At 42.6% G+C, this 26,021-nt stretch carries 28 protein-coding genes and 2 pseudogenes; 24 read left to right on the forward strand and 6 right to left on the reverse strand.

Annotated features, from left to right (window positions below; genetic code table 11):
- Nucleotides 1-121 precede the first annotated feature (121 nt).
- From M1D65_RS03660 to M1D65_RS03675, 4 genes are all read left to right on the forward strand, one after another.
- Nucleotides 122-1,033: a diacylglycerol kinase gene (locus M1D65_RS03660; RefSeq protein WP_003233894.1), complete on the forward strand. Its 912-nt coding sequence runs from the start codon at nt 122-124 to the stop codon at nt 1,031-1,033.
- A 55-nt stretch (nt 1,034-1,088) separates the two neighbouring features.
- Nucleotides 1,089-2,471, forward strand: a complete 1,383-nt coding sequence (gene rlmD / locus M1D65_RS03665) for a 23S rRNA (uracil(1939)-C(5))-methyltransferase RlmD (protein WP_456270777.1) — start codon at nt 1,089-1,091, stop codon at nt 2,469-2,471.
- 605 nt (nt 2,472-3,076) lie between these two features.
- Nucleotides 3,077-4,510, forward strand: a complete 1,434-nt coding sequence (locus M1D65_RS03670) for a hypothetical protein (RefSeq protein ID WP_064671865.1) — start codon at nt 3,077-3,079, stop codon at nt 4,508-4,510.
- 163 nt (nt 4,511-4,673) lie between these two features.
- The gene (locus M1D65_RS03675; protein WP_064671866.1) at nt 4,674-5,393 is read left to right on the forward strand and encodes a hypothetical protein; all 720 of its coding nucleotides are present in this window, start codon (nt 4,674-4,676) and stop codon (nt 5,391-5,393) included.
- Nucleotides 5,394-5,680: 287 nt separating this feature from the next.
- Here M1D65_RS03675 and M1D65_RS03680 read toward each other — a convergent pair.
- From M1D65_RS03680 to M1D65_RS03705, 6 genes and pseudogenes are all read right to left on the reverse strand, one after another.
- Nucleotides 5,681-6,124 (reverse strand): annotated as a pseudogene (locus M1D65_RS03680) (immunity protein YezG family protein).
- A gap of 36 nt (nt 6,125-6,160) precedes the next feature.
- The gene (locus M1D65_RS03685) at nt 6,161-6,625 is read right to left on the reverse strand and encodes a TIGR01741 family protein (RefSeq protein WP_080474521.1); all 465 of its coding nucleotides are present in this window, start codon (nt 6,623-6,625) and stop codon (nt 6,161-6,163) included.
- Nucleotides 6,626-6,718: 93 nt separating this feature from the next.
- Nucleotides 6,719-7,190, reverse strand: a pseudogene (locus tag M1D65_RS03690) (antitoxin YezG family protein).
- A gap of 34 nt (nt 7,191-7,224) precedes the next feature.
- Nucleotides 7,225-7,686, reverse strand: coding sequence for an antitoxin YezG family protein (locus M1D65_RS03695; protein WP_064671869.1), 462 nt, complete (start codon nt 7,684-7,686; stop codon nt 7,225-7,227).
- A 16-nt stretch (nt 7,687-7,702) separates the two neighbouring features.
- The gene (locus tag M1D65_RS03700; RefSeq protein WP_064671935.1) at nt 7,703-8,191 is read right to left on the reverse strand and encodes an immunity protein YezG family protein; all 489 of its coding nucleotides are present in this window, start codon (nt 8,189-8,191) and stop codon (nt 7,703-7,705) included.
- 6 nt (nt 8,192-8,197) lie between these two features.
- Nucleotides 8,198-10,207, reverse strand: a complete 2,010-nt coding sequence (locus M1D65_RS03705; protein ID WP_456270778.1) for a T7SS effector LXG polymorphic toxin — start codon at nt 10,205-10,207, stop codon at nt 8,198-8,200.
- A 166-nt stretch (nt 10,208-10,373) separates the two neighbouring features.
- On the opposite strand from M1D65_RS03705, the gene M1D65_RS03710 reads away from it, so the two are divergent.
- The 20 genes from M1D65_RS03710 to M1D65_RS03805 all read left to right on the forward strand — a co-directional run bounded on the left by M1D65_RS03710 (nt 10,374) and on the right by M1D65_RS03805 (nt 26,018).
- Nucleotides 10,374-10,712, forward strand: coding sequence for a hypothetical protein (locus M1D65_RS03710; RefSeq protein ID WP_456270779.1), 339 nt, complete (start codon nt 10,374-10,376; stop codon nt 10,710-10,712).
- 12 nt (nt 10,713-10,724) lie between these two features.
- A complete protein-coding gene (locus M1D65_RS03715; RefSeq protein ID WP_064671871.1) occupies nt 10,725-11,645 on the forward strand; it encodes a DUF5655 domain-containing protein in 921 nt (306 codons plus the stop codon).
- 155 nt (nt 11,646-11,800) lie between these two features.
- A complete protein-coding gene (locus tag M1D65_RS03720) occupies nt 11,801-12,961 on the forward strand; it encodes a lysozyme inhibitor LprI family protein (protein WP_064671872.1) in 1,161 nt (386 codons plus the stop codon).
- A 147-nt stretch (nt 12,962-13,108) separates the two neighbouring features.
- Complete coding sequence (gene rapH / locus M1D65_RS03725) at nt 13,109-14,239, forward strand: response regulator aspartate phosphatase RapH (protein ID WP_064671873.1); 1,131 nt, start codon at nt 13,109-13,111, stop codon at nt 14,237-14,239.
- Entirely contained in the window at nt 14,229-14,402 is a 174-nt protein-coding gene (phrH, locus tag M1D65_RS03730; RefSeq protein WP_038828348.1) for a phosphatase RapH inhibitor PhrH, read from the forward strand. Before rapH ends, phrH begins: the two co-directional genes overlap by 11 nt.
- Before the next feature lie 157 nt (nt 14,403-14,559).
- Complete coding sequence (locus M1D65_RS03735; protein WP_003233863.1) at nt 14,560-15,279, forward strand: YebC/PmpR family DNA-binding transcriptional regulator; 720 nt, start codon at nt 14,560-14,562, stop codon at nt 15,277-15,279.
- A 133-nt stretch (nt 15,280-15,412) separates the two neighbouring features.
- Complete coding sequence (locus M1D65_RS03740) at nt 15,413-15,841, forward strand: hypothetical protein (RefSeq protein ID WP_064671874.1); 429 nt, start codon at nt 15,413-15,415, stop codon at nt 15,839-15,841.
- A gap of 113 nt (nt 15,842-15,954) precedes the next feature.
- Nucleotides 15,955-16,539, forward strand: a complete 585-nt coding sequence (locus tag M1D65_RS03745) for a TetR/AcrR family transcriptional regulator (protein WP_064671875.1) — start codon at nt 15,955-15,957, stop codon at nt 16,537-16,539.
- 79 nt (nt 16,540-16,618) lie between these two features.
- Complete coding sequence (locus M1D65_RS03750; RefSeq protein WP_038828344.1) at nt 16,619-17,062, forward strand: nuclear transport factor 2 family protein; 444 nt, start codon at nt 16,619-16,621, stop codon at nt 17,060-17,062.
- Nucleotides 17,059-17,907, forward strand: coding sequence for an NmrA family NAD(P)-binding protein (locus M1D65_RS03755; protein WP_021481271.1), 849 nt, complete (start codon nt 17,059-17,061; stop codon nt 17,905-17,907). Before M1D65_RS03750 ends, M1D65_RS03755 begins: the two co-directional genes overlap by 4 nt.
- Before the next feature lie 146 nt (nt 17,908-18,053).
- Nucleotides 18,054-18,302 carry a spore coat-associated protein CotJA gene (cotJA, locus tag M1D65_RS03760; protein ID WP_003219489.1) on the forward strand — a complete coding sequence of 83 codons (249 nt, stop codon included), beginning with the start codon at nt 18,054-18,056 and terminating at the stop codon, nt 18,300-18,302.
- Nucleotides 18,286-18,549 (forward strand): spore coat protein CotJB, encoded by a 264-nt coding sequence (gene cotJB / locus M1D65_RS03765; protein ID WP_003219491.1) that lies wholly within the window; start codon nt 18,286-18,288, stop codon nt 18,547-18,549. Before cotJA ends, cotJB begins: the two co-directional genes overlap by 17 nt.
- 14 nt (nt 18,550-18,563) lie before the next feature.
- Nucleotides 18,564-19,133, forward strand: a complete 570-nt coding sequence (cotJC, locus tag M1D65_RS03770) for a spore coat protein CotJC (protein WP_003233850.1) — start codon at nt 18,564-18,566, stop codon at nt 19,131-19,133.
- A 124-nt stretch (nt 19,134-19,257) separates the two neighbouring features.
- Nucleotides 19,258-19,800 (forward strand): GNAT family N-acetyltransferase, encoded by a 543-nt coding sequence (locus tag M1D65_RS03775; protein ID WP_064671876.1) that lies wholly within the window; start codon nt 19,258-19,260, stop codon nt 19,798-19,800.
- Between the two features lie 22 nt (nt 19,801-19,822).
- Nucleotides 19,823-20,125: a YesK-like family protein gene (locus M1D65_RS03780; protein WP_029878379.1), complete on the forward strand. Its 303-nt coding sequence runs from the start codon at nt 19,823-19,825 to the stop codon at nt 20,123-20,125.
- Nucleotides 20,126-20,239: 114 nt separating this feature from the next.
- Entirely contained in the window at nt 20,240-20,869 is a 630-nt protein-coding gene (locus M1D65_RS03785; protein ID WP_019712807.1) for a YesL family protein, read from the forward strand.
- Complete coding sequence (yesM, locus tag M1D65_RS03790; protein ID WP_019712808.1) at nt 20,866-22,599, forward strand: two-component system sensor histidine kinase YesM; 1,734 nt, start codon at nt 20,866-20,868, stop codon at nt 22,597-22,599. The genes M1D65_RS03785 and yesM overlap by 4 nt, the downstream gene beginning before the upstream one ends.
- Nucleotides 22,599-23,705: a two-component system response regulator YesN gene (gene yesN / locus M1D65_RS03795; protein ID WP_032726697.1), complete on the forward strand. Its 1,107-nt coding sequence runs from the start codon at nt 22,599-22,601 to the stop codon at nt 23,703-23,705. Before yesM ends, yesN begins: the two co-directional genes overlap by 1 nt.
- A gap of 103 nt (nt 23,706-23,808) precedes the next feature.
- A complete protein-coding gene (locus M1D65_RS03800) occupies nt 23,809-25,092 on the forward strand; it encodes an ABC transporter substrate-binding protein (protein WP_456270780.1) in 1,284 nt (427 codons plus the stop codon).
- Complete coding sequence (locus M1D65_RS03805; protein WP_003233835.1) at nt 25,089-26,018, forward strand: carbohydrate ABC transporter permease; 930 nt, start codon at nt 25,089-25,091, stop codon at nt 26,016-26,018. Before M1D65_RS03800 ends, M1D65_RS03805 begins: the two co-directional genes overlap by 4 nt.
- The last annotated feature ends 3 nt before the right edge of the window (nt 26,019-26,021 follow it).

The following is a 26,021-nucleotide window of genomic DNA, read 5'->3' on the forward strand; positions in this document are numbered from 1 at the left end:
TTTTGTGCGTTTTCACCTGTAAGATTATGTACATTTTGTTGCGATTTTTTTAACTCATAGTATAATTAAAGGTTGTTAGTGTAAAAATGGATCGGATACTCTTAAGTAGGATGATGAGATAATGAAACGTGCACGCATAATATACAATCCGACTTCAGGACGGGAGATCTTTAAAAAGCATCTTGCCCAGGTCCTGCAAAAATTTGAACAAGCCGGCTATGAAACCTCCACCCATGCAACGACATGCGCAGGAGACGCTACACACGCTGCCAAGGAAGCGGCATTGCGTGAGTTTGACCTGATCATTGCGGCAGGCGGAGACGGAACGATCAACGAGGTCGTCAACGGGCTTGCGCCTTTAGACAACCGTCCGACACTCGGCGTGATTCCTGTCGGCACAACGAACGACTTCGCCAGAGCGCTCGGCATTCCGCGCGAGGATATTTTAAAAGCGGCAGATACTGTCATTAACGGCGTTGCCCGCCCGATTGATATCGGACAGGTCAACGGCCAGTATTTTATCAATATCGCCGGAGGGGGCCGTCTGACGGAGCTGACGTACGACGTGCCAAGCAAACTCAAAACAATGCTAGGCCAGCTTGCTTATTATTTAAAAGGAATGGAAATGCTGCCTTCACTTCGTCCGACAGAAGTCGAGATTGAATATGACGGCAAGCTGTTTCAAGGTGAAATCATGCTGTTTTTGGTCACGCTGACAAACTCCGTCGGCGGGTTTGAAAAGCTCGCGCCGGATTCCAGCCTGAATGACGGCATGTTTGATTTGATGATACTAAAGAAGGCAAACCTTGCTGAATTTATCAGGGTCGCAACGATGGCGCTTCGCGGCGAACACATCAACGACCAGCACATTATTTATACAAAAGCGAACCGCGTGAAAGTCAATGTATCAGAAAAGATGCAGCTGAACCTGGACGGCGAGTACGGCGGCATGCTGCCGGGCGAATTCGTGAATCTGTATCGACACATTCACGTCGTCATGCCGAAGGAGAAAGCGGAACAGCTGGATGACTAAAACTTGGCTTTGTAAGCCAAGTTTTTCTTTCGCTTAAAACAAGAGGTGAACATACATGAAAATGAAACCCCCAGTAGAAAAAAACGAATACTATGACGTGACATTTGAGGATTTGACGCACGAAGGAGCGGGTGTCGCAAAGGTCCAAGGCTTTCCGATCTTCGTGCCGAACGCCCTTCCGGAGGAAAAAGCCCAGATCAAAGTGACACGCGTCAAAAAAGGGTTCGCCTTCGGCCGTCTGATTGAGCTGAAGGAAGAAAGCCCGCATAGAACGGACGCCCCATGCCCGATTTACAAGCAATGCGGAGGCTGTCAGCTTCAGCACATGACCTACGAAGGCCAGCTCCTGTTTAAACAGAAACAAGTCAAAGACGTCTTAGAACGCATCGGCAAGCTGGACCTTTCAAAAGTCACCGTGCACCCGACACTCGGCATGGAAGACCCGTGGAACTACAGAAACAAAGCACAGGTGCCGGTAGGAGAACGGGAAGGCGGACTCGTCGCGGGATTCTATCAGCAAAGAAGCCATGACATCATCGACATGAGCGCCTGCCTGATCCAGCAATCCAAAAACGACGAAGCCGTCCAAGCCGTCAAAGACATTTGTGCCACATACGGTGTCAAAGCCTACAACGAAGAACGCCACAAAGGCTGGCTCCGCCACATCATGGTCAGATACGGCGTCGTGACGGGCGAAATGATGATCGTCTTCATCACAAGAACGAACGACTTCCCGCACAAAGCGAAGATCATCGAAGACATCACAGCAGCGTTCCCGCACGTCAAATCAATTGTGCAAAACATCAACCCAAACAAAACAAACGTCATCTTCGGAAATGAAACAAACGTCATCTGGGGTGAAGAATACATCTACGACCTCATCGGAGACGTCAAATTCGCCATCTCCGCCAGATCGTTTTATCAGGTTAACCCGGAGCAAACAAAAGTGCTCTACGACAAAGCGCTGGAGTACGCGGAGCTTCAAGGGGAAGAAACCGTCATCGACGCCTACTGCGGCATCGGCACGATTTCTCTCTTCCTGGCGAAGCAGGCGAAAAAAGTGTACGGTGTAGAGATTGTGCCGGAAGCGATTGAGGATGCGAAACGAAACGCAGCATTAAACGGCATCACAAACGCTGAGTTCGCGGTCGGTGAAGCGGAAACCGTGATTCCAAAATGGTATGAAGAAGGCATCACGGCTGATACGCTAGTCGTCGACCCGCCAAGAAAAGGCTGCGACGAAGCCCTCCTGCGGACGATTGTGGAGATGAAGCCTAAGCGGGTGGTGTATGTGTCCTGTAATCCTGGCACGCTTGCGAGAGACCTGCGGGTGCTTGAGGATGGCGGGTATGCGACGCGCGAAGTGCAGCCTGTGGATATGTTTCCGCATACGAATCATGTGGAGTGTGTATCAAAGTTAGTTTTAAAAAATGATTGAGGGAATTATAACCCCTCAACCTGTACAAATTTATAGTAGATCTTAACATCTTTGTTTGCTATTGCTGAGTTTATCAATAAAATGTAAATGGCATTTGGATGCTAACTTATTGAACTGTAAAAACTTTTAAGTTGTTCTATGATGGCAGAAATTTCACTTGTTTCGTAACTTTCTGCCATCCTCTTTTTTATCGCTACTTTATAATCAGGTTTAGATATCTCCTCGTTAATGAACTTTTTACTGCGTCCTCCTTAAATTAAATTTGTTCCTGAACCAGCTTTTCAGTGAACTTAAACTTTCTTGAATAACCCCTGATGAGCCACCGATTTTTAACAGCTCCCCGATCTTAGCAAGTACATAGCCTATCCTTTCAAAGTTATGTTCATTAATAATAGATGTAGAAGTTAAGTTTAAAAAATGAGGTGCAGAGAGAACGAGGGCTGCGGTTATTAATTAGAACATAATACTATTTTATCCATAGAACAAACAATAGGAACTAATGGTTAATTCGTTCTGCAACACTATAACTATTTATGTCAGATTATACAGATTTTTGTGGTATGATGAATTTAGGAATTATATTACTTTTGTAAGGGAGTTAACAAATGCTTTTTTCTGAACTGTATAGTGTAATAAAGAGTCAAGATGAAATATGGTTTGATCCTATTTTAGATGTGGACACTAAATTATTTATTGATCCTTTTCTGCTATTTAGTTCTTCAGAAGAACACTTTAAAAATGCACATTCTAAAGTAATTCATTTTTTTAATGAGGCATTTATATTGGCGGCAAAGAGTAGTGGAGTGCCTTCAAGCTTATATTACAAAAAATTAATATCAATGCTTACTTTTCCAGAGGTTGAGGAAATTTGTCTAGGTTATACCAATAAAAGTACTGGGGGTTCAGGTGGTGGTGAGGGTTTTTCTCACTCTATAGCTGCAGCACTAATAAAATCTATTAGAGTTGGAATTAAAGAGATTAATCATTTTGAAGAAATTGGGATACTCGAGAAAGGTATTGGACGTGATAGAATAAGCGATATTTGTGCAAATATTATTAAAGAAGAATTGATTGCGTTTACTCAAGATATTTGCGCTAAACATGTCATACCACTTAAGCAATTTAGGGTTAAAAATTCAAGATTTAATTTTGAATTTAAGAGATGGGAACATAATATTGTTTCTCTTCCTTTAAATCCAACTAATAACAAACCCATTTTATTAGTACCTGAAAGTATTTTAAGAGAGCTTCCTAGTATTAACGCAGATGGGTTCCTTGATTGGGCTTGGTCGAATGAAAATGAAACCTTGAGAACTGATTTTAATTTTGAAATCAAAAGTAAAATAAATAAAGAAGACATTATTAAGGTTGCTTCAAATAGGGTTGACTTTTTGGAAAGGTATGTGAATTATGTAGAAAGTAAAGTTTCATTACCCTACGATATAGATAAGGATCCAAGTGGAATTTATAAATGGTATGAACAATCTCAAAAAATTCAACAAATGAAACCTATAGAACTGCCAATTCCTAACGATCATGTTGAATTAGCTGCCTTAGTTAAATTACTTATCGAAAGCTTCAATTCGTTTATAATTAACAATTCAGGTTATAAACTATTGTGGAATGAAACACCTCTAACACCAAAAAGAGAAGAAGCTTCTCAATTATTATTCTTTGGATTAGTTAAGGAACACTGTAAGGCGAATAATATTGATTTTTCTAGGGAAGTCAATCAAGGAAGAGGCCCTGTAGACTTCAAATTTTCAAATGGACACCAAGATAGAGTATTAATTGAGGTAAAAAGGGCAAGTAGTTCTAAATTAAAACAAGGTTTGCTAAATCAATTACCCCAGTATCTAGATAGTGAAGATATTCAAATTGGCTACTATGTTGTAATTGTACAAAAAGAAGAAGAGTACAAAAAAATTAGTGGTCTTAAAGGAGAAGCAAAGAAATTAAGTGAAGAGTTAGGTAAATTTATAGATGTTTTTGTTATTGACGCAATTTATGATAAGCCTTCAGCTTCTAACATTAAATAAATACAACTACATTTTGACATATAACTTATATAAAGAAGTCTTAAAAGCATTTAAGACTTCTTTATACGTATTGAAAAGCTAATTCATTAGCTATACTGTTCAATTAGACTTTAATATAGAAGAAAAAATGGTAAGATATTATCGGTAGTAAGGGTGTGTTAATATGTGGGAAAATCCATGGTTTGTTGGTATTGGAGGTGGAATAATAAGTGGTTTATTTGTATTTTTTATGACTAATTTTATTTTTAATAAAATAAGTAAAAAAGACTACTTAAAAAAAGTACATCAAAGTAATAAGGAAATGATAAGCTTATTAATACTCTCCATTTCAGAAGGAGAGCTTCCCTCCTTAAAGATACTCAATTCATTATTATCGTCATTATCTAGAAAATATAATGTTAAACTACAAGATATGAATAGTATAAAGGAAAATCTTGAGGATCTTATAAGAGAAGTTTTTGATACTAACTTTATAGCTATTGATAAAAAAATTAGTATATCAGAGAGTCTAGAGAAGATGATAATAAAAATTGAAAGAGAAGATTTTAAAAAGAAAGAAGAAAAGAAAGTGGGACGAAATACATACATAAATACTAATAAATTATCTTTATTTGTACCAACATCAGTTATGGCAATGACAGTAACTATTGGTTTAAGTTTCGCTCTAATTTACACAAAGGATAATCAAGTTAATTTATTATTTGATAACGATATTTCCTTTATCACGTTGTTATTGGGAGTTACATTAACAATTGTAGTTACACTCATGTCATTTATATCAACTAAAATAAGCAAAGAAAAACAGTTAAAATTAAATGAAATGTATAAAAAAACTCTATTATTTAAAAAAAGACCAGGTATAACCGATAAAGAAGATTGTTGAATAGAAGAATAATTCTCTGTTTATAGGGGCTTATAATAGTAATTTATAAGATTTTAAAAAGTAGAGAACGATCCCTATAAAAAAGGAACTATATTAATTTCAATTATTCAACACTGGGTAGGGGAGAATGTTAGTAGTATGGAAGGAAATATTTAAAGAGAAGTATTATTTACAGCTTTTCGTTTTCAGTAGTTTAAGTCTTATTAGAATAACTAAATTGGTTATTATGTTATTCTCTTTGCTTTAGGAATGGGATCGATGTATTTAAAACAATTTTAAGACTGTAGTTACTGTTCTAAAAAAGTTTTTGCAGACTCCTCATTTAGAATAGATCCCTAAGTGTTCATAAACCCAAATTTGTTTCCGTTGAGAGATTGTGTATTGAGAATGTAAAACATCCTCGTAATCGTATTCTATTGATAACTTTTCGTTTATCTCTGGCTGAAGTGTCAAGTTCGTCCAGACATCTTGGTTATTTTCTTTGAACTCATCTTGTAATTCCTCAAATGAGTCAAGTAATTGTAATAATAAATCATCATAAATGTCCTCACTAACATGAAAATGTTCATGGATATTATGAGAATAGATATAATCCTCACTTTGCGGAGGATTGAAATAAAAGAAAACCTCAGAAGAATCGTCGAGTATTTCTGCATAAAGAATGACTTTTTCCCATTTGGAAGGAATGATTTCGTTAATGCTTCTGCTATCTGTTGATATAATTCACCCATTTTTCTGTTTCCATGCTAACCTCCAGTTTTCAAGAACTATTTCAAATTTAGATTTAGGTAGCTAATTAAAAATTCTTTATCATCCTCGTCTTTAGGCAAAATACCAAGAGTTTTGTACTCCCATAATGCAATTCTTTGATACCCATCTAACTCAGTTGCCAAAATATCGTCATCATTATAATCTAGTTGTAATTGACCATTGCTCTCCAATGTCAATGTAAGGTTAGTCCAAACCTGATCAATATTATTTTTGTGCTCAACTCTTAATTCCTCAAAAAGTTCTCGGATTTCTCTTAATAAAGTTTTGAAGACATCTTTACTTACGTTGTATTGGGCAGGTATATCTTGTGAATAAATAAGTTGATGTTTTTCTGGTGTCTTGAAGTGAAAGAGAACCATGATAGAGTCATTTAATACTTCTGTATAAAGATAAATTTTTGTCCATTCACAAGGTATGATGTCATTTAATTTCTGACTAATAAGCTGATACAAATCTTGCATTTTTTTAGTTTCCAATCTTTTCACCTTCAATCGTTGAGAAATCTTAGTTATCAAAAATAGCCCAGCAGAGAAGGGCTGAGCCATTTTTTTGATTTATAGACCGAAGTAGTTTATTACAAATTCTTTATCGTCCTCATCTTTAGGCAATATCCCTAAATTTTGATATTTCCAAACATCTCGTCTTTGAAGGTCATCAAGTTCAGACGATAAAACATCATCATAATTATAATCAATTGAAATCTTTCCGGTGTTTTCTAATTTTAAAGTGAGATTTGTCCAAATATCTTGGTTGCCTAGTTTAAATTCTTCTTTTAGTTCTTCAAATATCTCTTGAAGTTCAATTAGCAGTTGATCGTAACTCTCTTCGCTTACATTAAATTGTTCAGGTATATTATGAGAATATAAAAATAATCACTATTATTTGATGTTGTAAAATAAAAGTATATATCTGCTGAGTCATCAAGTATTTCAGCATATAAAACTATCTTTTCCCATTGAGATGGGTCATTTCATTTAGATATTCAGCAATCTTTTGATATAGTTCACCTATTTTTACAGTTTCCATTAAATTAACCTTTAACTTTGAATTGTTGATGGCATTATTTAATATTTAAATAATCCTTAACAAATTCTTTATCCTCTTCGTCTTCAGGGAAAATACCCAAGTTATTGTACTCCCAAATCATTTGTCTTTGGTATTCGTCCAAAGTAGATTCAATAACATCTTCATAATCATAATCAATTGAGAACGTTCCATTGCTTTCAAGATTCAGTGTCAAATTTGTCCATGCTTCAGGATTATTTTCTTTAAACTCATTGTGTAACTGTTTAAATAACTCTTGAAGATCTATTAATAGTTCGGTATAAATCTTTTTACTGACTTGAAATTGTTCTGGAATGTCGTGAGAGTATATATATTCATCGTTTTCTGGTGTTTGAAAGAAAAAATACACTTCTCTGGAGCCGTCTAGTATTTCGGCATAAAGAACAATTTTACTCCAATCAGCAGGAATTATTTTTCCTATGACATCAGTTATTTGTAGATAAGTGCTTTCTAACATCATTAACCCAACTTTATTAAATTGGATTTTCAGGATATTCTTCTAAATATTTTTTAATTAATTTTTGTAATGATGGATCCTTAGGTTCTTCCCCTAAATATTTAAATTTCCAGATGATGAGCTGATCACTGAAACTATAATCAGTCTTAAACCAATCTGTATAATCAAAGTTGACAGTTAATTTTCCTGATCTCTCTAGGCTAAGAGTGAAGGAATAAAATAATTCTTGATCATGATTTTTGAAAACATCTCTCATTTTTTCGCTTAGTTTAAATAATTCCATCTCATACTGATCGAATTCATTTTCGTCAATATCAAATTGAAACGGAATTTCAAGACTGTACTTAAAATGATTAGGTTCATTTTGAGAATTATAAAAAAAGTAAGTGCCTCCGCCTGTCTCTGAAACCTGAGCATAGAACAAAAATTTCTCCCATGGTTCTGGTATCATTTCGTTAACGGTTTCAGCGATGCTTCTATATAATGCATTTAATTCATTTTCCAACAAGAATCAACCTCCAGCTTGATTTTTTATAAATTTCTTAAATAATCCTTTGCCTTCAATTCTGTAAATAACCTCAAAAGAGTCTGGTCTTAGAGAGTCTCCTAAATATTTCGGTCGAATTCTTACTGAGACTTTCCTCGGTGGTTCCTCTTTTAGAGCCGCCGCCCATTCGGTCTCCATTTTGTACCATTCTCCGCCAGAACGGTTAATTTGGCTATTTTGAGCAACTAAGTTATCTAGTTCTCCAGAACCTCTGAATTGTGATCCTATCAAATGCCCGCCATCGTCATCAGGTAATCGATCTTGAGGCTTACCAGCGTTTGATTGCGCATATTGATTTCGTTTTGCTTCTCCTAATTGTAAATCAGCTTCAACTTTTGTAATTCTACCATAGTTGTCTGTATTGTATGTGTAGCCCTCTTTTGTTTTATATTCGACATTCGGTTTCAATACTTTCTTTCTGCTCCATTTCGCATAATGTTCGCCGTATTTGACGGTTACCGGCGGTACATGTGGCGCTGGAGTTCTTCTTCCGCTTGATGACGTTCCGTATGGTTTCGGAAGGATGACCTTGGCGAATTTTTGCAGTCCCTCTTTAAGTGTGACCCCGTTGACTGCGTTGTAAGGAACGCCTGCCGGCACTAAATCGTGACGGGGATGATAGGGGAGAATATCCGCAAGTGTGAGATCTCCGATTTGATTTAACTTGGTTTTGACGTGTTTTTTTGATACTTCTATGCCTTTGTTTACTTTTTGTTTGACGTGATCAACGGTTTGTTTTGAGACCGTTATGGCTTTTTGGGCTGTTGCTGATTTGCTTGCTGCTGTTTTGACTTTGGTCGTCACTTTGGCAGCTGTGCCTGTTTTAGAGACGGCGCCAACACCTTTTGTGCCGACAATTGATGTGACAACCGTGCCAACCGCATATGACACCCATCTTGCTCTTGAGTAGGTGTCGCCATTCACCATGTCTTTTTGATACGATTCTTCGATTGCTGCTGAAATGGCTTCATACGTTTTGATCGGGTGAGCCACAGCTCCTGTAATCGCTTCAACAGTTCCGCCCGGATCTGTGACCATATCCCATAGGCCTACTACCGCGTCTTTTCCGGAATCATAAAGGCCGACGGCAACCCCTTTGAAGCCTGCTTCAAGCTCACGCGTGTTTTCAATTTGGGTGAAGTATCTCTGCTGTTCTGCTGTCAGATTTTCATAGCCAATCGTCTTTGCCATTGAGTAGAATTCATCGGCATCCGCATAATCATAGTTTTTCAGTCTTTCTTTCAGCTTTTCAATCTCGCGTTTCTTCGCTTCCTCTTTCTTAATCTTCAAGTAAGCCTCAGTCCGCTTTTCAATGTCGCCCTTTTTCTTATGTATGTCACTCTCACGGTACGCCTTGGCGTTGTAGTGGATGGGTGTGGCGTTTTTGCCTTTGCCCGTTGCTTCTTGGAGCTTTTGGAAGTCGGATTTGATGAATTGTTCGTTTGGTTCTGACAGGGCGTATTCAGTCTGCAGGTCTTCGTCCAAGGCGTCCAATTTTTCCAGTGTTTTTTTGCGTTTATCGTTGGCATCGGCCAGCTCGTCTTTGAAGGTTTCTGTTGAAAACAGGTCGAGCGGGAGGATGTCGTCGATATCGTTCAGGATGTCTTTCATCGCTTTTTTCTGTTCGGACATGATGGATTTTGATTTTTTATGGGCATTTGCCAGTTCGTGCTCCAGGAAGGACTCTTCGATGTATGCGTCTGAGAGGCCTTTGTCTTCGGCGGCTCCGGCGATGCTGTTGAAAAATGCGATTTTCATGTCGATGTAGTCGATCCATTGGTCGGTGACGCCGACGTGGTCGTGATAGAAGGCTTTGATGTTGCTGGCGCCTTTTCCTGAAAATTCGCTGTCACTGAGATCAGCGACACTTTTTAACGCTTTTCTCAAGTTGACCATTTGCGTTCTTAGTTCTTTGTACTCTTTTGCACGGTCTGTCGCTTCCGAAAGCAGTGTTTTCGCTTCAAATACTTTCATGACCATTTCCCTTCTTTTGTTCACTCAATATCAAAATTTTACCACGGGGCGGGATGAGGGTGGGGGTGAGAACGTGTTTTGGTGGAAAAATGAGTCATTTGGCATGTGTCTAAGTGCATGGTTTTGATAAGATGATGATAGATCAATAAAAAGGGGAAGAGCTCATTTGGATAAAGACTTCTTAATCATAAAGATCAAGGATATTCAAAAAGGTGACACGCTAACGAACCGCGCTTGCGGGAACTGGGATATGAAATTGTCCAGAGCAAAGGAATGTAAACGGGCAATTGTTGTTCGGAGCGGTGTGATTTTAAATGTTTACAAGATCGTTGACGCTTGGGAATCTGATGAACCAGCCAAAATCACTAAAACGAACGATAGAGTCCGGTTTCAATTGGCAGAGTGCCGAGACTATTCTTATTTGATTGGCGGTACGCTGAAAACAAAAACGCAAAATCCGGTTTCGAGTCTATCCTTAGAAACCTTAATGGAACTAGTAAAATAAAAGGGGTCCAGCATGTATCTCTATAAAGTAAACAATCAAAATCAAATCGAAGATATTCGCGAGAAACCGTTTAAAAAAGAAAAAGAGATTCAGGATTTATGTGAAGCCAATCTTCAGCAAATGTTGGGGCTAGGGTTTGTGAAATCTGAATTCAGAATCAGTAATTTCCGCATTGATACGTTAGCGTTTGATGCTGAGACGAAATCTTTTGTGATTATCGAGTATAAAAATACGAAAAACTTCAGTGTTGTTGATCAGGGCTACGCCTACTTAGCGGCAATGCTCAATCATAAAGCAGATTTCATTCTTGAGTACAATGAAAATCATGATCTTCCGTTAAAGCGGGATGATGTAGACTGGTCGCAGTCGAAGGTCATTTTTATCTCACCTGTATTTACAGTGTATCAAAAGCAATCGATCCATTTTAAAGATCTGCCAATTGAATTGTGGGAGATTAAAAGGTACGAAAATGATCTGATCCAGTTGAATCAAATGAAGGCTGATGGCGTCTCCGAGTCGATTAAGACCATTTCGCAGCAAAGTGAGACCATTCAAGAGGTCAGCAAAGAAATTAAAGTGTTTTCTGAAGAGGATCATCTTGCAGATAAACCGTTTGACATCATAGAGCTTTATCAGCAGCTAAAGGAATTCATTTTTAATTTGGACGATCATATTTCAATCAAACCGACAAAGCTTTATATTGCGTTTACATCAAATAAGCGAAATTTCACTGACATTCTTCTTTTAAAAAGCGGACTTAAGCTGTGGGTGAATATGAAAAAGGGAGAATTGCATGATCCCGAGGACAGAATGCGCGATGTCTCTGAGACCGGCCACTGGGGAAATGGCGACTATGAGATTTTCATAAAAGATGATGAACACATTGAATATATCATGGGATTGATCAAACAATCCTATGAGAAAAATAAGTGAGAACTTCCATTGAGAAGTTCTTTTTTATTGTGGCATGCTAAAGAAGAATTCATTTCAGTCCCTTTCAGTGTCTGTAAAAATGAAATGTACAAACCGACAAAAGACCTATAAAATGAGAAAGCTACCATGAGAGAACAGAAGGGTGAGAAGAGACAATGAGTTATAAATTGGGTGCGCTGCTTTTATCTATTTTATTCCTATTATCGGCGTGTTCTGATAGCGGAGCTTCTGATAAGGATCAAGAAAAGCAAGCCGTGAAGAAGGCGAGCGTTGCGAAGCTGACGGAGCAGGAAGTAAAATCAGCTTTGAAAAACGATATTGATTCGATCTTTAATGCATTTGATAAAGCGGGAAAAGAAAACGGCTGGAGCACGGCAAACAAGGCGGATTTCAACAAGCTACGGCCTAGTGTGCTGCCTTATGCAACAGAAACGTTTGCAGATCAGACCTTAAAGGATTTGGCCGGAGAGTACTTTTGCGAGTGTGATGCTCCTTTTCACCCCGGCACTGATTTCGATGTGCGTTTTACTTATGAACAGAACAAGAATAAGATAGAGGCTTCATCAATAGACCCGGCAACAGAGTTAAACAATATGGGCACGTTATGGACGTTTGAATTGGTGAAGGAAGATGGCGATTGGAAGATCAACAAATGGGACAGTAAGTCGCTTCAAGGGGATGATATCAAGCTGACAAAAGAAGAAGCGAAAACGATTCTGTCTAGAAACGGTGAAACGGCGGAATTTGTGAAGTCCTATGAATCGAAGGCTGCTGGCGGAACAGCTTATCTTTTCAATGTGAAAAGTTCAAATGGGGAAAGAAAGGCAGCGATCAGCTCAAAGGATACCAGTCTGGTAAGTGATAATGAAAACGAGACTGAGGCCCCGGAGCAAGAGACAGCTCAGAAGACTGCGGAAACCGCATCGCCCGATACAGCGGATACACAGAGCAGTGAGCAGACAACGGGAAGCACAAAAGCAGATTATGTTGCCAAATTGTCAGCGACAGAACAGAAAGAAAAGCACAATGACTATCAAAGTGATTATCAGATGATTGAGGATTACGGTTACAACTATCAAATGTGGGACGGATTGCTGAACGAGATATACGGCGTGCTGCAAAAACAGCTTCCTGCTTCAGACATGGCGGCATTAAAAGTGAAACAGCGCCAATGGGTGAAGGATAGGGATGCTGCGGCCCAGAAACGATATGATGAGGAGGGCGGCGGTTCATTATCCCGAGTCGTCCAAACAGAAGAGCTTGCCAAACAGACGAAAGAGCGCTGTTACGAGCTGGTGAATACGTATTTGAAATAAGATTGACATGGGACCCTTGCATAAAGGGTTCTTTTTTATGAAAAAAACAAATTGACAGGATGAAAAAGCAATTTCTTCCTTCTGTATTGTTTTCAAAATTTGGGATTGATAGAATATGACATATCTCATAGAGAAGGAGGGAAGCCGTTGAGTCAAGCCATACCGTCTTCGCGTGTTGGTGTTAAGATTAATGAATGGTATAAAATGATTCGCCAGTTCAGTGTTCCGGATGCTGAGGTTCTGAAAGCGGAGGTGGAGCAGGACATTCAGCAGATGGAAGAAGACCAGGATTTGCTGATCTATTATTCTCTGATGTGTTTTCGTCACCAGCTGATGCTTGATTATTTGGAGCCGGGACAAACATACGGGAATCGCCCTACAGTGACAGAGCTTCTTGAAACGATTGAGACCCCTCAGAAAAAACTCACAGGCCTTTTGAAATATTACTCTTTGTTTTTCCGCGGCATGTATGAATTTGATCAAAAAGAATATGTTGAAGCCATCGGGTATTATCGCGAGGCGGAGAAAGAACTGCCGTTTGTGTCAGATGAAATTGAGAAAGCGGAATTCCATTTTAAAGTGGCCGAAGCGTATTATCACATGAAGCAAACCCATGTGTCGATGCATCATATTCTTCAAGCCTTAGACATTTATCAAAACAATCCCCTATACAGCATTAGAACGATACAAAGCTTGTTTGTGATCGCCGGCAATTATGATGATTTCAAACATTATGATAAAGCGCTCCCGCATTTAGAGACGGCGCTCAAATTGGCAACGGACATTCAAAACGATCGGTTTATCGCCATTTCTCTATTGAACATTGCAAACAGCTATGACAGATCAGGAGACGATCAGATGGCTGTAGAACATTTCCAAAAAGCGGCGAAAGTAAGCAGAGAGAAAGTGCCTGATCTGCTTCCGAAAGTCTTGTTTGGATTAAGCTGGACATTATGTAAAGCGGGCCAAACACAGAAGGCGTTTCAGTTCATAGAGGAAGGATTAGACCATATCACAGCACGTTCTCACAAATTTTATAAAGAATTGTTTCTGTTCTTGCAGGCCGTGTACAAGGAGACTGTTGACGAACGAAAAATTCATGATCTTTTAAGCTATTTCGAAAAAAAGAACCTGCACGCTTACATTGAAGCATGTGCCCGGAGTGCTGCCGCTGTTTTTGAAAGCAGCTGTCACTTTGAACAAGCCGCTGCGTTTTATCGGAAAGTGCTGAAAGCCCAAGAAGATATTCTAAAAGGAGAGTGTTTATATGCCTATTAAGAAAAAAGTGATGATGTGCCTGGCTGTTACTCTAGTTTTCGGAAGCATGTCGTTTCCATTCCTGACAAACTCCGGCGGATTTAAGGAAACAACAGATCGAAATACGACGTATATCGATCATTCCCCTTACAAACTTAGTGATCAGAAGAAAGCCCTTAGCTAGGGCTTTTTCTTGCTTTACGGAAGACGTTCCATTTTCCACAGCGGCATTCCTTCTATTTCTAACGCAAGACACTCGAAACAACCAAACCATTTGAGGTATAATGGATAAAGTGAATAACAGTATTTAGATTGATATATATGAAAGAGAGTGGAACATCATGGGCCGTAAGTGGAACAATATTAAAGAGAAGAAGGCGTCTAAGGACGCAAATACGAGTCGAATTTATGCGAAGTTTGGCCGTGAGATTTATGTGGCGGCGAAACAGGGCGAGCCTGATCCGGAATCCAACCAGGCGCTGAAGGTTGTGCTTGAGCGTGCGAAGACTTACAGCGTGCCGAAAAACATCATTGAACGTGCGATCGAGAAGGCGAAGGGCGGAGCGGAAGAGAATTACGATGAGCTTCGTTATGAGGGCTTCGGGCCGAACGGATCAATGATTATCGTTGATGCGCTGACGAATAATGTAAACCGTACGGCGCCGGAAGTGCGTGCGGCGTTCGGGAAAAACGGCGGAAACATGGGTGTGAGCGGATCTGTTGCTTACATGTTTGACGCGACGGCTGTAATCGGTGTGGAAGGCAAAACTGCTGACGAAGCGCTTGAAATCCTGATGGAAGCGGATGTTGATGTACGTGACATTTTAGAAGAGGATGACAGCGTGATCGTATATGCTGAGCCTGATCAATTCCATGCGGTGCAAGAGGCGTTTAAAAACGCGGGTGTCGAGGAATTTACAGTAGCGGAGCTGACAATGCTTGCGCAAAGTGAAGTAACGCTTCCGGATGATGCAAAGGAACAGTTTGAAAAATTGATTGATGCATTAGAAGATTTGGAAGATGTTCAACAGGTATATCATAACGTTGATTTAGGTGAGTAAGGAGTGAGCAGGCTGTTATGGCCTGCTTTTTTTGTCCTGGAAATTGTTTTAGCTGTCTGTAGGCGGCCGCCTATACGATCTATAAGATATTCTCATACTCTGGACTGTAACCTATGTGAAGGAGAGAGTGAATATGACTGATACAAGACATATGTATGGCGGACCTGGTTTTGGTCATTATCAGGGCTTTGGTATTGGCCACCCGGGTTATGGCATGTATGGAGGCCACCCGGGCTTTGGCATGTATGGAGGCTACCCAGATCACGGCATACATGGAGGTGTTGGCGGCTATCCGGGATATGGAACGTACGGAGGATACGGAGGATCCGGCGGTTACCCAAGCGGCGGCTATGGAGGCTCTCCGGGAACTGTAAATTATCCGAACATGCACCATGAAAATGATGGCCATCACCACTATTATCACCATCATCATGATGGAAAAGATAATCTTCATCACCATCATCACCATGTTGGAAAGGATAATTATCACCACCATCATGATGGTCATTATGGCCACCATCACCACCATATGGGCCACTGGGGAAAAGACGGTTATAAATAAAGAAGATGATGGTATAAAGAGGACACTCTTGCAGATCAAGAGTGTTTTTTATCTTTTTTCTTGACTGTTCAGTCTGGAAACTGGTAACATTTGTTTCAGGAGGTGATCGTTTTTTGGGGAGGAATAAAGAATTTGATACGGCACTTGTTCTTCACAGGGCGATAGAGGTTTTTGGAGAGTATGGCTACGAAGGAACGTCTCTTCAGGGTCTGCTCTCTCATTTAGGCATTGCGCGCCAGAGCTTGTATGATACGTATGGCACGAAGCGTGATTTGTTTTTGTCCGCGGTGAAATCGTATCTTGAAGGGAAAAACGCTGCAGTTATGGAAAGGCTTGAAGCGCCAGGATCTGTAAAGGAAGCCATTCGTGATATTTTTCAGGAAGGTGTCAATGCCCTGAGGGATCCGGAACGGGCGAAGGCGTGCTACATTATGAACAGTGCGATTGAACAGATCCCGCATGACCCTGAGCTTGCCCGGTATTTTGACAGACAATCCAAGCAGCTTGAGGACGCTTTTTATCAGGCGCTTTTAAGGGCGAAGGATCAAGGAGAATTGAATGGCGAAGATCATGATATATCTGCGCTCGCCCGGTACCTGAATCAGAGCAGGCTGTCACTGACATTTATTGCAAAAGTGACGGCAGATATGGATCGTCTTAAGGACCATGTTGACGTGAGTTTATCAGTGCTTGATTAACATGTGGTAAAGAATGCTTTGCCCATGTGTGTATTTTTCGGACTGAATGGTCTGAAAATAAAAAAAGAGGTGATGATGAATGTTGATGAATGAATTTGAAAAAGCATGTGAAACATTGAGAAAGTTTATGGCTTATATGCTTGAGAAGGACATGAAGAGCTGGATGGAGCTTTGGGATGAGAATGCTGTATTTGAGTTTCCTTATGCGCCGGAGGGATCACCAAAAAGAATAGAAGGAAAAGCGGCCATTTACAACTATATTAAGGATTATCCTAAGCAGATCCATCTTTCTTCATTTACCACTCCGACAGTGTACCGTTCAGCAGACTCGAATACGGTGATTGCGGAGTTTCAATGTGACGGCCATGTGATTGAGACTGGACTGCCTTATCGCCAAAGCTATATCAGTGTCATCGAAATGAGAGACGGCCGCATTGTGCGTTATAGGGATTATTGGAATCCGCTTGTTGTAAAAGAGGCCTTTGGAGGATCATTTTTGCAAACAGAGGAGAGTGGGAAATGATGAAACAGAATCCGATTTTAATCACGGGCGGGACTGGCACAGTCGGCAGCCGAATCGCCAGCCGTTTAATAAAGCTGGGATACAGAGTGCGTATTGCAAGCCGAAAAAAGGGCGCGCTTGCAAGTGCGGAGCATGTGTATTTTGATTGGAAGGATGCCTCCAGTTTTACGCCTGCTCTAGAACAGGTAAAAGACATCTATCTTGTTGCTCCGGTCGGTGTACTTGATCCGGCTCCCTATGTGCTTCCCTTTTTAAAGGAAGCAAAGCGTCTCGGCGCAAAGCGGGTAGTGATGCAAAGTGCGTCTGTTGTCTCCGAGAACGGTCCCGTGTTTGGCGCGCTTCACCAGGCAGTGCGCGAGTTTCCTGAATGGACGGTGCTGCGGCCCTCATACTTTATGCAAAATTTCATCAATGTCCAGCATCGCATGTCTATTCAAACGGAGGGCCGCATCACAACGGCTTCGGGTGAAGGAAAACTTGGGTTTATTGACGCTGATGACATCGCAGAAACAGCCGTCAGGGCTTTGATTGATGATGTTCCTCATCAAACACATCATATTCTGACAGGTCCCGAGGCGCTGAGCTATGCCGAAGCGGCGGAGATCATTGGAGCTGCGGCGGGACGCCGGGTGGAGCATGTCAGCATTTCTCGTTCCGAGCTGCAGCATAAAATGGAGGCAGGAGGTTTGCCCGCGGATTATGCCCATTTTATGGCGAAGCTTGATGAGGCAATCAGCCATGGTGCGGAACATCGGGTAACGGATACAGTGAAGCGTGTGACGGGAAAAGAACCTCGTTCGCTGTCAGAGTTTGCGGCTGCTCATGCTGCATATTGGAAACACTGATCTCATTTTGGACTAAATAGTCTAGAAAGACCTTCGGCGCTTCCGAAGGTCTTCTTATTGAAAAAGCTAAGTCGTGTTTTAGTCATAATCATGCCTCCTGCCTCATACCTATTAAGGTCATTGTTTTTGAGAAAGGAGGAGCCGGAATGAAGGATATGCAGCCGTTTACGCCTGTCAAATCATATACGCCCTTTCACAGCCGTTTTGATCCCTGTCCGCCCATAGGGAAGAAATATTACAGAACGCCCCCTAACCTTTATATGACCTTTCAGCCTGAGCACATGGAGCAGTTTTCGCCGATGGAGGCTTTGAGGAAAGGCACCCTTTGGAAGGATCTCTATGATTTTTATGAAAACCCTTATCGAGGGGGAGACGCACATGGCAAAAAAGGTTGACGCCGAATATTATCGTCAGCTTGAGCAAATACAGGCTGCTGATTTTGTGCTTGTTGAGCTGAGTCTTTATTTAAATACACATCCTCATGATGAAGATGCGCTGAAGCAATTCAATCAATATTCCGGCTATTCAAGGCACTTAAAAAGACAGTTCGAATCCTCTTACGGACCGCTTCTGCAGTTCGGCAACAGCCCCGCGGGCAAGGATTGGGATTGGGGAAAAGGGCCATGGCCGTGGCAAGTATAAGGAGGAATGCCTGAATGTGGGTGTATGAAAAGAAGCTGCAATACCCTGTCAAGGTCAGTACGTGCAACCCGACGCTGGCGAAGTATTTGATTGAGCAGTATGGCGGAGCGGACGGCGAGCTGGCCGCAGCTCTCCGGTATTTGAACCAGCGTTATACGATTCCTGATAAGGTCATCGGCCTTTTAACAGATATCGGCACGGAGGAGTTTGCCCATTTGGAAATGATTGCGACCATGGTCTATAAGTTGACGAAAGACGCCACACCGGAGCAGCTGCGTGAAGCTGGGCTTGGCGATCATTACGTCAATCACGACAGCGCGCTTTTTTATCATAATGCGGCGGGCGTGCCGTTTACCGCGAGCTATATCCAAGCGAAGGGCGATCCGATTGCCGATTTATACGAAGATATTGCCGCAGAAGAAAAGGCGCGGGCGACGTATCAATGGCTGATTGATATTTCGGATGATCCTGATTTAAACGACTCCCTGCGTTTTTTGCGAGAGCGTGAAATCGTACACTCTATGCGCTTCAGAGAAGCGGTTGAAATTTTAAAAGAAGAACGGGATAAAAAGAAGATTTTCTAATAGGCAGATTGGCCTCTCTTTCATACACCCTTTTACATACAGAGAAAATGGTCTGTTTTTGCAGTTTGGTCTGCATTATAATCAAGGTGTGTGTGCAAGCTTACTTTTTGATTGGGAGGCCTTTATGTCAGCTTTTAAGATTGAGAACGAAACGATTGCAGATGGATTTTACGCGTGTCCGGCCGTCTATGAGGATGCAGAATCGATTACCGGGTTGCTCGTCCGAACAGCTGAATGGCTCCGGGATCGGGGTTCTAACCAATGGAGCGGACTTCTGAAAGGGCAAGATATACATGATATTACGGGGTCAATTGAAAAGGGACATGCGTTTGTGTTTAAAAAAGATGATGAGCTTGCGGCTGTCGTGATGCTGCTGCCTGAACCGAGCGAGTGGGACCGGACGCTTTGGGGAGACGATGGGCATGAGGAGTCCATTTATTTGCATCGCCTCGCAGTAAGCCGCCGGTTTGCGGGACAGGGGCTAGGAGCCCGCGTCCTTCAGTGGGCGGAGACGGGCATACACTTTCCGGAAAAAACGCGGATCCGGCTTGACTGTGTCGCTGATAGCGACGCCCTGCATTCCTTTTATCGGCGTATGGGATATGAATTCATGGGTGCTGATGCGTCCGGATATCATTTGTTTGAGAAAGAGATTACGGCAGAATAAGCGTCCTTTGCAGGGGGCTTTTTTGTCTTTTCTAAAAGGGAGGGCAGGCGATGTGTGGCCAATATTATTTGTGACAGGGATTGTGACGGCTTGTCTGTTTGCTGGCGTATCCGTTTTGATGCGGATGAGATTTCCTGACAAAAGTCGGCCGGAATGGATGTTGGCCGGGCTGATCGTCCTTGGTGTGTTTGCGATCTGGTACAGCCTCGTGTATGTACGCGGCTGGGAAGGGGCTGCGCTCGGAATGCTTGGATTCAATGTCATTTTCGGAGCCATTGCCGGATATTTGATCGATAAGGCCATCCGGCGTTACAGGAAAAGATAAGGCTGCTGCCGTCTCTCATCATGTCGAAATTTTCACAGACCGGCAGGAATTTTCTTTCGAAAGGAGAAATACATATTACTTTAAAATGAAAGCGTTTTCCAAAGCAGGAAGGTGATGTTGATGATACACAGTGTGACAAATGGGCTGAATCGTTTTTGTACGTGGGTGATGAGACTGGCCTATTTGAATGTGCTTTGGATTTTGTTTTCTCTTGCAGGCCTGGTTGTGTTTGGGCTGATGCCCGCTACTGCCGCGATGTTTACAGTGGCGAGAGAATGGGCGAAGGGGAATACAGATGCCCCGGTGTTTTCTGTCTTTTTTCGGACGTTTAAAAAGGAATGGCGGGCATCACAGATCCTCGGGCTTATCGTTGTGACGGCTGCCCTGTTTCTGTTTGCGGATATGCGGATAGCGGCTCAGATGGACCAGCCTGTGCTCGTCAATGTATTCCTGAGCATTAGTTTGATTTTCGCGTTTGTTGTGCTGTATGTGTTCCCGGTATTTTCTCATTTTGACGTAAAAATCAGAGAGGTGCTGAGCATCAGCTTTTTGATTGCTTTCAGCCGTCCGGCGGTGACACTTTTGATGGCAGCGGGCGCTGTCGGTGTGCTTTGTCTCGTTCTGTTTCATGTCACGTTTCTATTGTTTTTCAGCGGGAGTTTACTCAGCCTGATCTTAACGAAGCTGTCCTTTAAAGCGTTTCGGTCAATGGATCAGCGGCAGGAGAAAGAAAAGGCGGCATGAAGAAAAGAGTTGCTGGCTGGTACAGGCGGATGAAGATTAAGGATAAGCTGTTTGTGTTTCTATCGTTGATTATGGCCGTATCCTTTCTATTTGTATACAGCGGGGTCCAGTATGCCTTTCATGTGTATGATGAGCAGATTTACCGCAAGTCCTCGGAGGTGCTTCGCATGTCTTCTGAAAGGATCGAAGACGAGCTGAAGAAGATAGAGGATGTGTCATATGAAATCATTACAGACGAACAGATTCAGCGCATCCTGAGCATGCAAAATCGGGATGATACGTATGATCAATATCAAATGAAGCAGGAGCTTTGGGATCAGCTTGCGGGATATGCCAGTGATGAAAAGTACATCGATTCCATTCATTTGATTGATGCCCGCGGCTCAGAGTATTCAGCCGGAAGCAGTTCTTCAGATCTTTTGCAGCAGGAGCAGGAAGAGGTATTTAAGCGAGCGAAAGCGAAAAATGGAAGAAATCTTTGGATGACGCTCGGCGGGTCAGATCCTGTCCTGATTTCAGCACGGCAGATCAGGTCATATCACCAGCTGAGTCTGAACGGCTTGGGCATGGTGCTGATCCAAGTCAATGTAAAACAAATGATTCGTGATGTGCCGAAGGATTGGGGCGATTCAGTCGGAGACATTATGATTGCCGACCAAGGCGGGAATTTGGTGTATACGGCACATGCATCAGCGCATGTTCCTGAGGCAGCAAAAGAGACGCTGAAGCACCCCGGTTATGACTTGATAAAAAAGAATGGCAAACGTTACTTTATTTCTTATCTTCAATCATCCTACCAAAATTGGAGCTACTATAACGTTATCCCCTTTGATCAGATGTTCGCGAAAATTTCCTTTATGAAAACAGTGATCGGCACATGCTTTCTCCTCTTTTTCTGTGTGGTTTTGCTTTTCGGAAGGAAAATCGCCAACAGCATCACGGAGCCGATTGAACAGCTTGTGACCGCGATGAAATCGGTACAGCACGGCGGTATTGAAGCAGGTGTGTCGCTTTCTCTGCCGGAACATACACAGGATGAGGCCGGCATGCTGAACCGCCATTTCACTGTCATGATGAAACGGATTAATGAGCTGATGGAAGAAAATGTGGAAAAACAGCTCATTATTAAAGAAACCGAATTGAAAGCACTGCAAGCCCAGATCAATCCGCATTTTTTATATAACACGCTCGAGTCCATCAATTGGCTGGCCAAGGCGAATCAGCAAAAGCAAATCTCAAAAATGGTGGAATCGCTCGGTTTTCTTCTGAGAAACAGCATACATATGAAAAAGGATATCGTGACCATTCAGGAGGAGGCGGACATTTTACGTCACTATATGACCATTCAGCGATTTCGATTTGAAGAGCGCCTGAATTTCACGTTGGATATTGACGATGAGGTGAAGCATTGCCTCATTCCGAAACTGACGCTCCAGCCGCTTGCGGAAAATGCGATTCAATACGCGCTTGAACCCTTTACAAGACCGTGCGCCATCCGGATTCAGGCGAAAAAGGCGAAGGAATGTGTCTGTATTACGGTCGAAGATAACGGTCCTGGCATGGATGGACGGATTCTTGAATCAACGGGCGGAAGAGGAATCGGACTTTGGAATATTCGCGAGCGCATCAGCCTGACATTCGGAGAGCCATACGGCTTGCGGATTCATAGTGAGCATGAAAAGGGGACGAGGATTGTGATCACAATACCGTGTCGAAATGAGGTGGTGTGATGTATAAAATACTGCTGGCTGATGATGAGAGGATTATCCTTGAAGGAATGGCGGGAATCATTGAGTGGGAGTCGCTTGGCGCCTCATTGATCGGTAAAGCGCAGAACGGACATGAAGCATATGAAAAGATTGTACATAAGCAGCCGCATATCGTCATCACAGACGTCAAAATGCCCGGCATGGACGGGCTTGAGTTGATCAAAAAGGTGTCAGCCATCAGTCCGTCGGTGCAATTTATCGTCCTGTCCGGGTTTGGAGAGTTTGAGTACGCAAAGGAAGCCATGAAATATGGGGTGAAGCATTATTTGCTGAAACCCTGCAATGAACAGCAGATTATCAGCTCGCTGGAGGAAATCATTGCTGAGCTGAAGCGGCAAGATGTGCACAAAAAGAAAACAGCCCATCTGAAACACGAGCTGGACCATATCCGTTCCTTTGCAGCTGATCAATACTTGGAAGGCTTGATCGCCGGTGTGGCCCAGCTGTCTCCGCCGCCTTCACTTGCCGGAAAAAAGATCCGCCTCTTGATCTTAAAAGGGGAACAATCTATTGATGCCACAGCCAGAGAGGCACTCGGGTCGGCACTGACAGCGGTTAGCAGCAGCGGAGAATGGACCGTGCTCGCCGTAGTGGAGAACGCCACTGAAAAGGCGGCGGAGGTTTTTGCGGACCGCAAGATGGCCATCAGTCAGGCGGGAGAACTCCGGAACGCGGGGCAGCTGTTTCGTGACACAGCCGAAGCGTCTGGTGACCTGCACGGGAGCGCAGTGATTTCAAAAATGATCAGGCTCATTGCCGACGAGCTCGGAAATCCGAATCTGTCCTTAAAATGGGCGGCGAAGGATATGCTGTTTATGAATCCTGATTATCTCGGGAAGTTATTTAAGCAGGAAACAGGCGAGAAATTTTCCCAATATGTTACACGAGTGCGTCTTGAACATGCGATGAAACAGATGAAAATGAGGCGGGACGCGAGTGTATCAGAAATTGCTGAAGAAATCGGATTTGGCGATAATCCGAAGTATTTCAGTCTTGTTTTTAAAAAATATACCGGTCTGACACCGTCAGAATTCAGAAGAAAACAGGGAGGCGCTTCCGCAGGATAGCCATCTCTGTTTTTTTGACTTTCGCCACTGTTTTTTGAGTGTTTCGCCCTATCCGAACGCTTTAAAATAAAATGTAAGCACTTACATTAAAGGGGGGATTGGTTTGAAGAAGATTTGTTACGTTCTGTTATCGCTTGTCTGTGTCTTTATTTTCAGCGGGTGTTCTGTGGGCGAAGAGGCCTCGGGGAAAAAAGAAGACATTACGCTCAGAATCGCGTGGTGGGGCGGGCAGCCAAGGCATGATTATACGACAAAGGTAATTGAACTTTACGAGAAAAAGAATCCGCACGTCCATATTGAAGCGGAATTTGCGAACTGGGATGACTACTGGAAAAAGCTTGCGCCCATGTCTGCCGCCGGCCAGCTTCCTGATGTCATTCAAATGGATACCGCTTACTTAGCCCAATACGGAAAGAAGAACCAGCTGGAAGATTTAACGCCGTATACAAAGGATGGGACGATTGACGTCAGTTCAATCGACGAGAATATGCTGTCGGGCGGAAAAATCGACAATAAGCTTTATGGATTTACGCTAGGTGTCAACGTGCTGTCTGTGATTGCGAATGATGATTTGCTGAAAAAAGCCGGTGTGTCTATCAATCAGGAAAACTGGACGTGGGAGGATTACGAGAAGCTGGCGTATGATCTTCAGGAAAAAGCCGGTGTCTACGGTTCCAACGGAATGCATCCGCCTGATATTTTCTTCCCTTATTATTTGCGCACAAAGGGTGAGCGCTTTTATAAAGAAGACGGCACTGGCCTCGCGTATCAAGATGATCAGCTGTTTGTCGATTACTTTGAGCGGCAGCTGAGGCTGGTGAAAGCGAAAACGTCCCCAACACCTGATGAAAGCGCACAGATTAAAGGGATGGAAGACGATTTTATCGTCAAAGGCAAATCAGCGATTACATGGAACTACTCCAATCAATATTTGGGCTTTGCCCGGCTGACAGACTCGCCGCTGTCTCTCTATCTGCCGCCGAAGCAAATGAAGGAAAAGGCGCTGACATTGAAGCCGAGTATGCTGTTTTCCATTCCGAAAAGCTCTGAGCATAAAAAAGAGGCAGCGAAATTTATTAATTTCTTCGTGAATAATGAGGAAGCGAACCAGCTGATTAAAGGCGAGCGAGGCGTTCCAGTCTCCGACAAGGTGGCGGATGCGATTAAACCGAAGCTGAATGAGGAAGAAACCAACATCGTGGAGTATGTAGAAACCGCGTCAAAAAACATCAGCAAAGCCGATCCGCCAGAGCCTGTGGGAAGCGCGGAGGTCATCAAGCTGCTGAAGGATACGTCAGATCAGATTCTGTATCAGAAGGTATCGCCGGAAAAAGCCGCCAAAACGTTCCGGAAAAAGGCCAATGAGATATTAGAGAGGAATAATTGACGGGAAATGGGGCTGACGCAATGAAAAAAAGCCGGAGTATTAGAAAAGACAATCTGGCGGGATATGCTTTTATTTCTCCGTTTATCATCGGGTTCCTATGCTTTACGGTGATTCCGATGGGGGCGTCCCTGTTTCTGTCCTTCACGAGTTATGACTTGTTTACGGCGCCGAAATGGATCGGGCTCGACAACTTTAAGGAAATGTTTACGGGTGACGAAAAGTATTGGCAGTCTCTGAAGGTGACGTTTACGTATGTGCTTGCCGGGGTTCCGCTCCGCCTCGGCTTCGCGCTTTTTATCGCTGTCATTTTAAACAATGCAGCAAAAGGAACGGCCATTTACAGAACGCTCTTTTATCTGCCTTCGATCATCGGCGGGAGCGTCGCCGTGGCGATTATGTGGCGCAATATTTTTGGCAATGACGGGGTCATCAATGCGCTGCTGTTTTTTGTCGGGATTGATCAAAAAATTCTTTGGTACCAGAATCCGACAAGTGCGCTGTGGACATTGATTCTGCTGTCCGTCTGGCAGTTCGGGTCGTCAATGCTGATTTTTTTGGCCGGGCTGAAAAACATTCCGTCTTCGTATTTGGAAGCGGCAAGTGTGGATGGGGCAAATCGGGTGCAGCGTTTCTTCAAGATCACGCTTCCGATTCTTACACCGATTATTTTCTTTAACCTAGTGATGCAGACGATTTCTGCTTTTATGACATTTACACCTGCCTATATCATTTCGAAGGGCGAGGGCGGGCCGCTTGACGGGACACTTCTCTATTCGCTCTATTTGTTCCAGCGTGCGTTTAACTATTTTCAAATGGGCTACGCATCGGCGATGGCGTGGGTCATGCTTGTCATTGTCGGGCTGATTACGCTCATATTGTTTAAAACATCATCATATTGGGTTCATTACGAGTCAAAGGAGGAATGACGG

It is taken from the genome of Bacillus sp. JZ39 (genome assembly GCF_053903145.1).